The following is a 13,853-nucleotide window of genomic DNA, read 5'->3' on the forward strand; positions in this document are numbered from 1 at the left end:
AATAAAGGCTCCCAGTCGTTCACCAGAACGGCCGGGAGCCTTTTGCTGTTTAATACAGTTCCAAAATCTTCTTCACGGTGCCGGCGACGTCATCTGCCCCCAGTACCATCGAGATCATCGACAACCCGGCGCAGCCACTGGTCAAAGTGGTGCCGGCGTTGTCCAGGCTAATGCCGCCGATCGCGACGACCGGGTGGGTGGATTGTTCAACGAAGTCGGCGAGACCGTCCACACCCAGGGCGCTGCCGGCGTCGTCCTTAGAAATCGTCGGGAAGACCGGGCCGGTGCCGATGTAATCGACGTTCAGCTGGTTGGCGTGGGCGACTTGGGCCGCCGTGTTGCAGGAGTAGCCGACCATTAGCTGGTCACCGACCGCAGCTAAGACCTCTTCGATCCGCTGGTCCTTTTGGCCGACGTGGATGCCGTCTGCCTTGATGGCGGCCGCCAGCTCTAGGTCGTCGTCGACAAAGAGCGGTACGCCGTACTTGGTCGCCAGCTCCCGGACTTGCTGACCCAGCGCCAGGGTTTCCGCCTTTGAAAGGGTGCTGGTCCCTTTTTCGCGGTACTGAAAGGCGGTGATCCCGGCTTGCATCGCTGCTTCGACCTTGGTCAAAAACTCATCCGGGTCGTGGTGGGTGTCTTGGCTGCCGCCGATCAGGTAGCAGCGCAGCATTTCATTTTTAAATAACATGGCTTTTCTCCCTAGCTATTGGCTAGTTTTCAAATGTTAGACAGAAAACGTGGCAAATAACCGCAGCCCTAGTGCCTAAGTACGACCGCAGAACGGTGCGTAAGCGCACCAACCTCCGGTCTAGCTTAGTCATACGGCCTGCTGGTTAGGTTATTTGCCACTCTCTATAATGCCCAGTGATTCAGTGGGCCGTGGCCGTGGCCAACCTGGATCGTGTCGCGAATCGTCGCTTCTACGTAACCTTTAGCGGTCCGGATCGCCTGTTCTAACCCGACGCCCTTGGCTAGTTCGGCCGTGATGCAGGCCGAAATCGTGTCGCCGGTCCCGTGAGTTTGAACGGTGTCGATCCGTGGTGAGGTCATCCAAAAGCTGGTGCCGTCCTCCATCAAGACGAAGTCGCTGGCCGCTTGGTCGCCGCCAAGGTGGCCACCCTTGACCAGGACGTTTTTGGGACCCAGCTTTTGCAGGGCCTGGCCGATTTTAACCATATCAGCGGGGCGCTCCGCCTTTAACCCGGTTAGGGCCTCGGCTTCTGGCAGGTTGGGGGTGACCAAGGTCGCCAGCGGCAAGAGTTCCTCTTTGACGGTGGTAATCGCCTCGTCGGCCAATAGCTTGGCGCCGCCCTTAGCTATCATGACCGGGTCGACGGTCAGGGGGCCAAAGTCGTACTGCTTTAAGTTGCGCACGACCGCCTGAACGGTGGGTACGTCGGCCAGCATGCCCGTTTTAGCCGCCCGAATCTTGAAGTCGTCAGCCAAAGAGGCGAACTGGGCGTCGATTATTTCAGTCGGCAAAGCGAGGGCGTCCTGGACACCGAGGGTATTTTGGGCGGTCACCGCCACCACCACCGTCGTCGCGAAGACGTGGCGCATCTGAATCGTCTTTAGGTCGGCTTGCATGCCGGCGCCACCCCCGGAATCGGAGCCGGCGATCGTCAGGGCCTGGGGAAATTCGTTAGTCATTTTAAGCTTCCTTTCCAAATGCTTATTGCCAAGAGGCGAGCTGCTGATCGGTGACGGCGTCGAGGTTGTTTAACAGTCCCGGGTACCAGTTGCCCGGTCGCTGGTCTTCGACGGCTTGGCCGCAGAGGGTGAAGGTGGTCACGGCGTCAACGGCCGCGTCAAAGGCGTCGTCGTTAGTGGCCAAGAAGGCGCCGATCAAACTCGAAAGCATGTCGCCGGTCCCAACGTGGGTCTTAAAGGCCGGGGAACCGTACGGCAAGCGGGCCAGGCGGGTGCCGTCAGTGACGATGTCGACTTCGCCGGATAAGACGATCACCGAGCCGAGCTTTTTGGCCGCCAGCCGGGCCACCTTCTCGAGGTCGGCGTTGCCCTCGCCGGCGTCAATCCCGTGGCTTTGCCATTCGACCCCGGCTAAGGTGGCGATTTCACCGGCGTTGCCGCGGATGACGGTGAAGTGGTACTGGTGGAGCAGTTCGGTGACCACCCGGAGCCGGTACATGGTGGCGCCGCAAGCGACCGGGTCCAAGACGGTCGGCTTGTGGTACTTCTTGGCCGCTTCCATTACCGCCTCCATTTCGCCGCGCTGGTGGGGGTTGAGCGTTCCCAGGTTGATGGCGGCGGCTTGGGCGATGTTGACCATGTCGTCGGCTTCCTCCGGCGTTTGCGACATCATCGGCGAGGCGCCCAGGGCGTTGAGACCGTTGGCGACGTCGGCGGGGGTAACGTTATTGGCGACGGTCAAGACGATCGGGTTGGTTCCCTTGATGGTTGCGATTGCGTTTTGCATGCTTTTCTCCTTAATTTAAGTGAGTGGTCACCAACCAATTTAGCAGGCCGTATGACTAAGCTAGGGAAAATGGTTAGCGCCTTGGCGGTGTTCTTTGCCCGTACTTAGACACTAGGCCTGCGGTTGGTGAGCACGTTAGCGACAAAAGAAAAGGCCACCGGGGGGAATCCCGGTGGCCCATTTCGCCGACCGTTGCTTCCCTCCGCGAGTCCAAACTCCCAGGTTCAAAGGGTCCGCCAATTGGCGTCTCAGTCGGTGGTCCGACACCCCTAGCAACTATTACCCCTCCATTATAGCGGGGATCAGTCAGAAAACATAGTGCATTCTTAACTTTGAACTAAGCTATAATTATTTATGGTCAAAGCATGCGCTGCACCCTTATAATATTGCTGAAAATTGAAAGTGGAGTTGATAAAATGCACAAGCGATTGATGACGAAACCGGGGTGGGACCGGTGACCGGGGCCCGGCGAGTGAGCCGCGGGCTGGCCTGGATCCTGGTTGCCTGCCTGGTGGGGGGCCTGGTGTCTAACTTTACCTTCTCGCAAAACTGGGTCACCTCCCTAATCTTGGTGCCGCTAACCCTACTGGGCTGGTGGGGCCTGCCTAAGCTAGCCCCCGTAATTGACCGGGTGACCAACCGCCAAGTCACCCTGCTCGTTGGGGTCGGCATGGCGGTAATGGTGCTCTTGCAGATGGCGGTCTTAAAGTGGTTGCCAGTGACGGTTTACCACGACCCGCTCCGGGTCCTCGACCAGGCGACCCGGATGGCGGTCGGCCACACCAGCTGGAAGATTACCTACTTCTGGCGCTACCCGCAAAATGTGCCGATCGCCTACCTCCTGTCGCGCTGGCTCAAGCTGACGATGGAAATGGGGATGGGCGTCAACCGCGGCGTCCACCTCTTGTCGATGCTGATGCTGGACGGGATGGTCCTGCTCGGCATCGACACCGCCTGGCGGGTCAGCAAGAAAAAGCACCTCGTCTTGGGCATCTTAGCCTTCGGGGTCCTGACCCCCTTTGCCTACACCTACTACCTGCAGGTCTTTTACACCGACCTGCCGGTGATGTTCGTCCTCTTGTATTTGTTGCGGACGCTGGTCTTGTGGCGGCGCCGTAATTGGTGGCAAAAGAGCCTTAGTGGGGCCCTCTTGGTGCTCCTGGCCATGCTGGGTCAGTTAACCAAGGCCAACATGATCGTGATTATCCCGGCGATGCTGTTGACAGCCCTGATTTTATGGGGGCGCCACCGCTTTAAACAAAGCCAACTACTAGTGCCAATGCTCTTAATTACGCTCGGCGTCGCCCTGTCCTTTCCGCTCTCCAGCACCCTGGACAAGGCGGTCCACTTCACCCGCCAGACCGACTACGAGTTCCCGCTGACCCAGTGGGTGGCGATGGGGCTTAACGAGAAGAGCAACGGGGTCTACAACACCAAGGACGCCGTGGCCAACGTTAAGCTCAAGACCAAGGCGGCCCGCAACGCCCACAACCTCCAGGTGATTAAACAGCGTCTGGCCAAGCAAAACGTCGGTTTAATCAAGCTCTGGCTAGCCAAGCTGATGGTGCTAACCAACGCCGGCAACATCTTCCACTGGTATAACGGCGGGATGCAAGAGGCACCGCGGAGCTACCTCAAGGCCGCCCCGGTCTTCACCGGGCTCGTGGCAATTTCCTACCAACTGGCGACCTGCCTGTTGTTTGGCTTCGTGATTAAGCGGCTCTTGGCGACCAAGATGACCCTGGCCTCGGCCAACGGACAAGTTGCCCTGCTGGTGATCCTAACGGCGCTGGGCTATTTGGCCTTCCACGTCTTGCTGTGGGAAGTCGAAGAGCGCTACGGCGAGGTGCTGGTGCCGCTGAGCTGGCTGTTGGTGACCCTCCTGCCGGCCGCTGACGACCAACCGATCACGCCTAAGCAAGTCGGGTCCGTCTTTGCCCTCGGTACGGTGGCGGTCCTGGTCGGGGCGATGACCAACCTCGGCGTTAACTCCAGCGGCCAAACCGTTACGGTGGCCGCCCAACGCTCCCAGCTATCGACCCAGTACGGGGCCAAGCCGGTTGACCTGGCGCCGGGCAAGCAAATCAGCCAGGTCGTCAAGATCAACGGGGCAGCCAGTGACGTCTCCGTGCAGATCCACGCCAAGTCACACGTTACGGTGACCCTGGTAGAACTAAAAACTGGTGACGAATACGTCTTCAAGCGCCACGCCGACGAGTACGATTACCAAGGGAACGTGCCAGCCGGTACCTACCAGTTCGTGATCAAGAACCAAACCGCCGTGGGCCAAGACGTTGACATCGCCCACGTCCCGTACTACCGGATGGCGCCGTACCCGATGGACGACCAGGGAACGGTCCACTGGGACACGTCATTGATCTACTGGTTCCGTGACGTTCGCTCCGCCAATTAAATAGAATTAGAAAACCCCAGCCGTTCGGGAAACCGAGGGCTGGGGTTTTTGGGTGGGAAGAGGAGAAAATTTGGAATTAGGAGGGATTTTTGGGCGGGCGACAGAATATGTCCGAGGGGTGGGATACTATGGAGTTAGTCGGCAAACGCAAAAAGAGGTCGCGAAATAGTCGCTGATCCTTCGTTCAAATTTATCAAAATAACTACTGAAAGCGATTGCGTTTGCTATAATCTATCTTGACTACGATATTAAGGAGTGGATTACGTGAAAGAGTATCACATTGGCTTGGACATTGGGACAAGCTCAATTGGCTGGGCGGTAACGGATAGCCAATTTAAACTGATGCGTATCAAGGGGAAGACGGCAATCGGGGTGCGGTTGTTTGAAGAAGGGAAGACGGCTGCAGAACGTCGAACCTTCCGGACAACGCGGCGGCGGTTGAAGCGGCGAAAATGGCGCTTGCACTACTTAGATAAAATTTTTGCCCCGCACTTACAAGAAGTGGATGAAAATTTCTTACGCCGTCTGAAGCAATCAAATATCCACCCGGAAGATCCAGCGAAGAATCAAGCCTTCATTGGTAAGCTCTTATTTCCGGATCTACTGAAGAAGAATGAGCGTGGTTACCCAACACTGATTAAGATGCGCGATGAATTGCCAGTTGAGCAACGCGCCCACTACCCAGTAACGAACATCTACAAGTTACGGGAGGCCATGATTAACGAAGATCGCCAATTCGATCTGCGGGAAGTTTACCTGGCCGTTCACCACATCGTGAAGTACCGGGGTCACTTCTTAAATAACGCTAGCGTTGATAAGTTCAAAGTGGGGAGAATCGATTTTGACAAATCCTTTAACGTTTTGAACGAAGCCTACGAGGAGCTTCAAAACGGCGAAGGTTCATTCACGATTGAGCCTAGCAAGGTTGAAAAAATTGGACAACTGTTGCTAGATACGAAGATGCGTAAGTTGGACCGCCAAAAAGCGGTTGCCAAATTGTTAGAGGTGAAGGTCGCTGACAAAGAGGAGACCAAGCGCAACAAGCAAATTGCAACGGCGATGAGTAAGTTAGTTCTTGGCTACAAGGCGGACTTTGCAACGGTAGCGATGGCGAATGGCAACGAATGGAAGATCGATTTAAGTTCTGAAACCAGTGAGGACGAGATTGAAAAATTCCGGGAAGAATTGAGTGATGCTCAAAATGATATCTTAACGGAAATCACTAGCCTGTTCTCGCAGATCATGCTGAATGCAATCGTGCCAAATGGGATGTCGATTTCTGAATCGATGATGGATCGTTATTGGACGCACGAACGTCAATTAGCGGAAGTTAAGGAATACTTGGCGACCCAACCAGCTAGCGCGCGGAAAGAGTTTGACCAAGTGTATAACAAATACATTGGGCAAGTGCCAAAGGAAAAGGGCTTTGACCTTGAAAAGGGACTCAAGAAGATTTTATCCAAAAAGGAAAATTGGAAAGAAATCGATGAGTTACTCAAGGCAGGTGATTTCTTACCAAAGCAACGGACATCAGCCAATGGGGTCATCCCACACCAAATGCACCAACAAGAATTGGACCGGATTATTGAAAAGCAAGCTAAGTACTACCCGTGGCTAGCAACGGAAAACCCAGCCACTGGTGAACGTGATCGTCACCAAGCGAAGTATGAACTTGATCAGCTAGTTTCCTTCCGGATTCCTTACTATGTTGGACCGCTAGTAACGCCTGAGGTTCAAAAGGCGACATCTGGCGCTAAGTTTGCTTGGGCAAAGCGGAAAGAAGATGGGGAGATTACCCCTTGGAACCTGTGGGATAAGATTGACCGTGCTGAATCAGCTGAAGCCTTTATCAAGCGGATGACGGTTAAGGATACGTATCTATTAAACGAGGATGTCCTGCCTGCTAACAGCTTGCTATACCAAAAGTACAACGTCTTAAACGAACTAAACAACGTTCGAGTGAATGGACGCCGCCTATCAGTCGGAATTAAACAAGATATTTACACTGAGCTCTTCAAGAAGAAAAAGACGGTGAAGGCAGGTGACGTGGCCAGCCTAGTGATGGCGAAGACACGAGGAGTTAACAAGCCAAGTGTTGAAGGTTTATCCGATCCGAAGAAGTTCAATTCAAATTTGGCAACCTACCTTGATCTAAAGTCAATTATGGGTGACAAGGTTGATGATAACCGTTATCAAATGGATCTCGAAAACATTATCGAGTGGCGTTCCGTCTTTGAAGATGGGGAAATTTTTGCGGACAAGTTAACTGAAGTGGAATGGCTGACGGATGAGCAACGTTCTGCCCTTGTTAAGAAACGGTATAAGGGCTGGGGACGTTTATCCAAGAAGCTACTGACGGGAATCGTTGACGAGAACGGCCAACGGATCATTGATCTGATGTGGAATACTGATCAAAACTTCATGCAGATTGTCAACCAGCCTGTCTTTAAAGAACAGATTGACCAACTGAACCAAAAGGCCATCACCAATGATGGGATGACTTTGCGGGAGCGGGTCGAGAGCGTTCTGGATGACGCCTATACTTCACCGCAGAACAAGAAGGCCATCTGGCAAGTTGTTCGGGTGGTGGAAGATATTGTTAAAGCGGTCGGGAATGCACCAAAGTCGATTTCAATTGAATTTGCCCGTAATGAAGGCAACAAGGGAGAAATAACCCGGAGCCGGCGTACTCAATTGCAGAAATTATTTGAAGATCAGGCCCATGAATTAGTTAAGGATACGAGCTTGACTGAGGAATTGGAGAAGGCACCGGATCTTTCCGATCGTTATTACTTCTACTTCACCCAAGGTGGTAAGGATATGTACACCGGTGATCCAATCAACTTCGATGAAATTTCTACCAAGTATGATATTGACCACATTTTGCCACAATCCTTCGTGAAGGATGATTCCTTAGATAATCGGGTGTTAGTAAGTCGGGCGGAGAATAATAAGAAGTCTGACCGGGTGCCAGCTAAGCTTTACGCAGCCAAGATGAAACCATACTGGAACCAACTTTTGAAGCAGGGATTGATCACGCAACGGAAGTTTGAAAACCTAACGATGGACGTTGATCAAAATATTAAGTATCGGTCACTTGGATTCGTGAAGCGCCAATTAGTTGAAACACGCCAAGTTATCAAGTTGACGGCTAACATCTTGGGTAGTATGTACCAAGAAGCCGGGACGGACATCATTGAGACTCGGGCTGGTTTAACTAAGCAATTACGCGAGGAATTCGATTTACCAAAGGTTCGTGAAGTAAACGACTATCACCACGCAGTTGATGCTTACCTGACAACGTTTGCTGGGCAATATTTGAACCGCCGTTATCCGAAATTACGCTCCTTCTTCGTATACGGTGAGTACATGAAGTTCAAGCATGGGTCAGATCTGAAGCTACGTAACTTTAACTTCTTCCATGAATTGATGGAAGGCGACAAGAGCCAAGGTAAGGTTGTCGATCAACAAACTGGTGAGCTGATTACGACAAGGGATGAAGTAGCCAAGAGCTTTGATCGATTATTGAACATGAAGTATATGCTGGTATCGAAGGAAGTTCACGACCGGAGTGACCAACTGTATGGAGCAACGATTGTAACAGCAAAGGAATCTGGTAAGCTCACTTCACCAATTGAGATCAAGAAAAATCGACCTGTTGATTTGTATGGTGCTTATACGAATGGAACGTCAGCTTTCATGACGATCATTAAGTTTACTGGAAACAAACCTAAGTATAAGGTGATTGGGGTTCCAACAACATCGGCGGTCGGTTTAAAACGAGTTGGGAAACCGGGCAGTGAATCATATAACCAAGAATTACATCGAATCATTAAATCTAATCCGAAGGTAAAGAAAGATTTTGAGATTGTAGTTCCACATGTTTCGTATAGTCAGTTGATAGTTGATGGTGACTGCAAATTTACCCTAGCTAGTGATACTTATCAGCATCCGGCAACTCAGCTAGTTCTTTCTAAAGAATCGATGGAAATAATTGCAGATGATTTTAAATTTGTGAAAGAAAATCCGGCAACTGCGGATGAACAACTTGTTAGGGTTTTTGATGAAATTGTTAATCAAATGAACCATTACTTTACTATCTTTGACCAACGTAGTAATCGTCAAAAGGTAACGAAGGCTCGAGATAAGTTTGTATCGTTACCAACGGAATCAGAGTATGAGGGTGCTAAGAAAACGCAAGTAGGGAAGACAGAAGTCATTACGAACTTACTGATGGGTCTACATGCCAATGCTGCACAAGGTGATTTGAAAGTATTAGGATTATCAACCTTTGGGTTTTTCCAGAGTTCAGGTGGACTGAATTTAAGTGAAGATGCAATGATCGTATACCAGTCACCAACCGGTTTGTTTGAACGTCGCATTTGTTTGAAAGACATTTAAGAGTAAAGTAAAAAGGAGCCGATTAAATCGACTCCTTTTTATTATATGTATGGCCAGAATAACATGGCTCAAAAGTAATAACTCGTGGAAAACCACTCGTTTGATCTTGACTATGAGTGTTAGATCAGTAGTCTCGAATGTCGGGAGCTACCCGACAAGTTATATTATATGGAATTCGGTTGAATTTGACAAGGAGGAATTTTAAAAATGGGATGGCGTTCAATAATCATTGGTCAACATGCAAAGATTACCCACTCTGCTCATATGATGGTTGTGCAGACTAAAGATGGGATTAATGAAATTCCGATGGATGACATTGCAAAAGTACTAGTTGAAACAACTCAGGCGATGATCTCTTCAGATTTCATGAGTGCATGCCTACAACGGAACATTAAAGTAATCTTTGTCGATCGAAAGTACCAACCGATTGGGGAGACGGTTGGTTATCAGCCAGTAGCGAGGGATTATGAATTGTTGGAACGCCAATTCTTATGGCCCTTGGAGCGAAGGGAACAACTTTGGACTAGGATTGCCCACGCCAAAATCGAGAGCCAAATAAAGGTGGCCCGGCTTAATGGATGCCCGGTTCAAGAACTAGAAAGTGAGTTAGAAGCCATTGAAGTAAATGATATTTCTAACCGTGAGGCTGTGGTTGCTCGAAAGTATTTCCCATTGCTGTTCGGAAAAGATTTTAGCCGACGACAGGAGAATCAATACAACGCCGCTCTGGATTATGGATATGCGGTTTTATTAGCGGAGACAAACCAATCGATTACGGAAAATGGCTATCTGATGGAACTAGGAATCCATCATCAAAATCGAGAAAACAGGTTTAATTTGGGTTCAGATTTGATGGAACCATTTCGACCAGTGATCGACTACTGGGTTACAGGACAGAAATTTGCGGAATTCAATCGTCAAGTCCGAGTTGGCTTAGTAGATGCAATGCATACGGTGATCAAGTATAACGGGATTGAAATGCTGACTCAAAATGCAGTGAGGCAGTATGTGCGGGAATGTCTTGATTACTTGAGTGGTGAGCGGGATGAAATTGAAGTAAAGGTGGAGTTTAAAGATGAGGTACCGAATCATGCGCTTGATGGTCATGTTTGATTTGCCCACGGACACTAGTCAGCAACGAAAGCAGTATCGTCAGTTCCGCAAGAAGCTATTAAATGAAGGATTTATTATGATCCAGTACTCTGTTTACGTTCGTGTATGTACGACAAGGAGTGCGGCTGAGTTTTTGGAGAGAAGGCTTAAGGATTATTTACCAGACCAAGGAGTCATCCAATCGTTAATGTTAACGGAAAAGCAATACAGTGACATGCATTTCTTGCTTGGTGATGAGGTTAAAGAAGTTAGAAATTCATCAAAGAGGACGATTGTACTATGAAATTGCAATACCATGGCCATCAACCAGTTGAACTGATGCCTGGAAAAGTAGTGATTTTGCAAATAGAGAACCCAAGCGTCAACACCGAATTAATTCAGGGGTTGCAGGGATATAATGATTGCTTAAGGATGATTGACGATGAGTACCAAGAGCTTAATTTGAGTAAGGTAATGAAGTGGGAAGGAGACCTTGTTCTTAATCCAACCAAGCTTGATAGCTACCAAACAGCACTTGATAAGATGATTGTCAAAAATCTTAGCATTCAGAAACGAGATCGGATGAATGACCTTGCTCGTGAGGTGTTCTCAGAGATGCAAGATTCTTTGTTCGAATTCGACTTACCGTTGGAGGTGCGGTATGACGAGAGCCTCTTGAGATTATACAAATATGCGAAAATTAAATATTTGACGCAAGTAATAAGGCAACCTTATGGTATAATTGAAACCGATCTAAAATTACATCTCGAATTAAAAGACTGTCAGGTTCTTGGGTATTGTAATGTCGCTAATTACTTATTGCCTGAGCAGATACAGGAATTCGCTACTCTTGTTGAGAAAACCGAATTGGCAGTTTTATTAGTGGAATTCTCAGAAAAGAGAGAAACTCTACAACAACTCAAACAGGATATTTACCGGATTGATCGGGACTTCGTGGACTGGCACGAATAGATCGTTAGTTTTTGATGAGAAAATAACGGTCTTGGATGAGTGTCAGATCAGTAGTTCCGAGTACCACTACCTGAAGTTAGCGGCAGGGAAACAGGTCTTGGATGAGTGTCAGATCAGTAGTTCCGAGTACTCTGGGTCGCGGGCCAGACGCCCGACTAAAGTCTTGGATGAGTGTCAGATCAGTAGTTCCGAGTACGCTTGTGAGTTAACCAGCGCCGTTAGCTGGGTCTTGGATGAGTGTCAGATCAGTAGTTCCGAGTACCTGTGTCGCTGTTGGATTGGTATTCGTCCCGTCTTGGATGAGTGTCAGATCAGTAGTTCCGAGTACACTTCATCTCTAAAGCCTTACATAACCACTGTCTTGGATGAGTGTCAGATCAGTAGTTCCGAGTACTCGTTTTCCCACTTACGAAGGGTCGGTTCGGTCTTGGATGAGTGTCAGATCAGTAGTTCCGAGTACCACACTATGAAGCCGACACTGAAGAAGCAAGTCTTGGATGAGTGTCAGATCAGTAGTTCCGAGTACGAACAGAATCCTGACTATTACATCGATACAGTCTTGGATGAGTGTCAGATCAGTAGTTCCGAGTACATGGTGTCGTAGCCGATTGCTTCTTCAGCTGTCTTGGATGAGTGTCAGATCAGTAGTTCCGAGTACACCCTTAAATCAGGAAACACTCAAGCAGTGGTCTTGGATGAGTGTCAGATCAGTAGTTCCGAGTACACACGTCAGTTGAAAGGTCAAAGCTGATTAGTCTTGGATGAGTGTCAGATCAGTAGTTCCGAGTACAAGCTCACGCCTGACTGTGTGGGATGGCATGTCTTGGATGAGTGTCAGATCAGTAGTCTTAGAATTATAGACTAAGGGCGTTGCTGTTTTTAGCAATGCCTTTTTTAGAAGTGATGAGGGAAAGGTAAATGTTTTCACGTTGGTAATCTGACGGGAACTTTAGTGGGCGATGTGCTAGGATAGGGCCAAAATGATTGGAAGTGTTTGCCATGCAAATTGATCCCGAACGGATTCGCCCCGAACTGCGCCGAATCGGCAAGGTGGGGTACGCAATCAACCTGATGGCCAGCCCGCACGCCTGCAACGAATGGGACGAATAACGGCGAAGGCGAAAATGCCCATTCACTCGCGGCGGGTGATCAAACAAGACGTTTGGATTGAACGCCCTGACCATAGCAAGCTTCGGCTGGCTATTTTCCGGGCCAAGCAAGTTGCTACCAAGCGCCCGGCCACCGGGATCCTCTGGTTGCACGGGGGAGGCTACGCCTTGGAAACCGCCGAAAATGCCTTGGTTTATGCTGAACAGTTGGTGGCTGACGGACGGTCCGTGATGGTGGCGCCGGATTACACCACCTCGGCGTTGGCACCGTATCCGGCGGCCCTAGACGACTGTTACCTAGCCTTGACGTGGCTAAGGGATAACGCCACGAGGTTCGGGGTTAACCCCAACCAGTTGGTGGTCGGCGGCGATTCGGCGGGTGGGGGCTTAACGGCGGCCGTCTGCCTATGGGCCCGCGACCAAGGGGACGTTAAGATTGACTGGTAAATCCCAATCTATCCGATGCTCGACGACCGGCTGGTGTTAGCTTCGGCCAAGAATAACAATGCTCCGGTGTGGAACTCCCGGGTTAATCAGGCAGCCTGGGACCTCTACTTAGGCGACTTGCTGCTCGACAAGATTCCAATTTACGCCGCCCCCGGCCGGGCCACTGACTTGGCGGGCCTGCCGCCGGCGATTACTTACGTTGGCGACCTCGACCCCTTTTTAGATGAAACCTGTTTGTACGCTAAGCGCCTCGAACGCGCCGGGATCCCCGTTGCTTGCAAGGTCTTTGATGGTTGCTACCATGGCTTTGACCAAGTGGCCCCGCACGCCGACGTTACGAAAGTGGCCCACGACTTTTTACGCACCGAATTCTTCAAGGCCCAGACCAAGTACTGGGCGGAAAACTAGGAAGCGCAAACCTTCCGTATGTAAACACCAAGCGCCCAGATTGCATTACGTAATCTGGGCGCTTTCGTCTTAGTATCTATTGAAAAGGTGGCTTGAGTTGAAGTTGGAATTACCATTCGGATTGCTAGTCGCTCCACTCGCTATCTAGCACCCCGTCTTCCAAACTAACATCCTTTTGGCGTAGTTCGTTTCCTTGAAAACCATTCTCCTTAAAGAGGGAAGGGGGAATGGGGCGGAAAATGATCGTACCGTCAGCGGTCTGTTCTACCGTGTAACATTGACCGTCAGGGATGCCAAACTCCTTTGGAATGACGAACGCCAATGAGTCGCCAACCTGTTGGACTTTTAGTTTCATGGTCTGCCTCCTCGCTTTTTAGGGTACGTTTAGTATGCGCTAAAGTGGTGGAAAATGCATTCAAAAGGATCTACCGTGTTTAATTTTGCCGGTACCCAGGAAACGACACCCGACAAATTTTTAGATTTGCGCAAAGAATGGGGGCGGTAGCCTAGAACCCCAGTGCTAACGTGGTTTGTTGAGGATGAGTAATTGGCCATTGCGCCAAATTTTAGA

Annotated in this window: 9 protein-coding genes, 1 pseudogene, 1 CRISPR repeat array and 1 riboswitch; of the genes and pseudogenes, 6 read left to right on the forward strand and 4 right to left on the reverse strand. The window is 50.2% G+C overall.

Translation table 11 applies throughout. The features are described from left to right. Positions 1 to 49 precede the first annotated feature (49 nt). The 3 genes from thiE to thiM all read right to left on the reverse strand — a co-directional run bounded on the left by thiE (position 50) and on the right by thiM (position 2,440). Entirely contained in the window at positions 50 to 691 is a 642-nt protein-coding gene (gene thiE / locus FG166_RS04320) for a thiamine phosphate synthase (protein ID WP_003681821.1), read from the reverse strand. Positions 692 to 855: 164 nt separating this feature from the next. Continuing rightward, positions 856 to 1,653, reverse strand: a complete 798-nt coding sequence (thiD, locus tag FG166_RS04325) for a bifunctional hydroxymethylpyrimidine kinase/phosphomethylpyrimidine kinase (protein WP_003681820.1) — start codon at positions 1,651 to 1,653, stop codon at positions 856 to 858. A 22-nt stretch (positions 1,654 to 1,675) separates the two neighbouring features. Beyond that, a complete protein-coding gene (thiM, locus tag FG166_RS04330; protein WP_003681818.1) occupies positions 1,676 to 2,440 on the reverse strand; it encodes a hydroxyethylthiazole kinase in 765 nt (254 codons plus the stop codon). 180 nt (positions 2,441 to 2,620) lie between these two features. Continuing rightward, positions 2,621 to 2,721: riboswitch (TPP riboswitch) on the reverse strand. 173 nt (positions 2,722 to 2,894) lie between these two features. Here thiM and FG166_RS04335 point away from each other — a divergent pair. The 6 genes and pseudogenes from FG166_RS04335 to FG166_RS09565 all read left to right on the forward strand — a co-directional run bounded on the left by FG166_RS04335 (position 2,895) and on the right by FG166_RS09565 (position 13,282). Further along, the gene (locus FG166_RS04335; RefSeq protein WP_035430815.1) at positions 2,895 to 4,853 is read left to right on the forward strand and encodes a membrane protein; all 1,959 of its coding nucleotides are present in this window, start codon (positions 2,895 to 2,897) and stop codon (positions 4,851 to 4,853) included. A gap of 264 nt (positions 4,854 to 5,117) precedes the next feature. Then, complete coding sequence (gene cas9, locus FG166_RS04340) at positions 5,118 to 9,254, forward strand: type II CRISPR RNA-guided endonuclease Cas9 (RefSeq protein ID WP_035430781.1); 4,137 nt, start codon at positions 5,118 to 5,120, stop codon at positions 9,252 to 9,254. 207 nt (positions 9,255 to 9,461) lie between these two features. Next, the gene (gene cas1 / locus FG166_RS04345) at positions 9,462 to 10,367 is read left to right on the forward strand and encodes a type II CRISPR-associated endonuclease Cas1 (protein ID WP_003681811.1); all 906 of its coding nucleotides are present in this window, start codon (positions 9,462 to 9,464) and stop codon (positions 10,365 to 10,367) included. Further along, positions 10,345 to 10,650, forward strand: a complete 306-nt coding sequence (gene cas2, locus FG166_RS04350) for a CRISPR-associated endonuclease Cas2 (protein WP_021816721.1) — start codon at positions 10,345 to 10,347, stop codon at positions 10,648 to 10,650. The genes cas1 and cas2 overlap by 23 nt, the downstream gene beginning before the upstream one ends. Continuing rightward, positions 10,647 to 11,318: a type II-A CRISPR-associated protein Csn2 gene (gene csn2, locus FG166_RS04355; RefSeq protein ID WP_003681807.1), complete on the forward strand. Its 672-nt coding sequence runs from the start codon at positions 10,647 to 10,649 to the stop codon at positions 11,316 to 11,318. Before cas2 ends, csn2 begins: the two co-directional genes overlap by 4 nt. A gap of 28 nt (positions 11,319 to 11,346) precedes the next feature. After that, positions 11,347 to 12,108: direct repeats of the CRISPR family, unit length 36 nt; unit sequence GTCTTGGATGAGTGTCAGATCAGTAGTTCCGAGTAC. Positions 12,109 to 12,442: 334 nt separating this feature from the next. After that, positions 12,443 to 13,282: pseudogene (locus FG166_RS09565) on the forward strand (alpha/beta hydrolase). A gap of 124 nt (positions 13,283 to 13,406) precedes the next feature. On the opposite strand, the gene FG166_RS04370 reads toward FG166_RS09565, so the two are convergent. Next, positions 13,407 to 13,637 carry an AbrB/MazE/SpoVT family DNA-binding domain-containing protein gene (locus FG166_RS04370; RefSeq protein ID WP_003681801.1) on the reverse strand — a complete coding sequence of 77 codons (231 nt, stop codon included), beginning with the start codon at positions 13,635 to 13,637 and terminating at the stop codon, positions 13,407 to 13,409. Between the last annotated feature and the right edge of the window lie 216 nt (positions 13,638 to 13,853).

This window comes from Limosilactobacillus fermentum, from assembly GCF_013394085.1.
GTDB classification, from domain to species: Bacteria; Bacillota; Bacilli; order Lactobacillales; family Lactobacillaceae; genus Limosilactobacillus; species Limosilactobacillus fermentum.

Bases quoted from the DNA above. Each gene is read 5' to 3' on its own strand.
- thiM (WP_003681818.1), bottom strand. From the start codon at position 2,440: ATGCAAAACGCAATCGCAACCATCAAGGGAACCAACCCGATCGTCTTG.
- cas2 (WP_021816721.1), top strand. From the start codon at position 10,345: ATGCGCTTGATGGTCATGTTTGATTTGCCCACGGACACTAGTCAGCAA.
- thiD (WP_003681820.1), bottom strand. From the start codon at position 1,653: ATGACTAACGAATTTCCCCAGGCCCTGACGATCGCCGGCTCCGATTCC.
- cas1 (WP_003681811.1), top strand. From the start codon at position 9,462: ATGGGATGGCGTTCAATAATCATTGGTCAACATGCAAAGATTACCCAC.
- csn2 (WP_003681807.1), top strand. From the start codon at position 10,647: ATGAAATTGCAATACCATGGCCATCAACCAGTTGAACTGATGCCTGGA.
- FG166_RS04370 (WP_003681801.1), bottom strand. From the start codon at position 13,637: ATGAAACTAAAAGTCCAACAGGTTGGCGACTCATTGGCGTTCGTCATT.
- thiE (WP_003681821.1), bottom strand. From the start codon at position 691: ATGTTATTTAAAAATGAAATGCTGCGCTGCTACCTGATCGGCGGCAGC.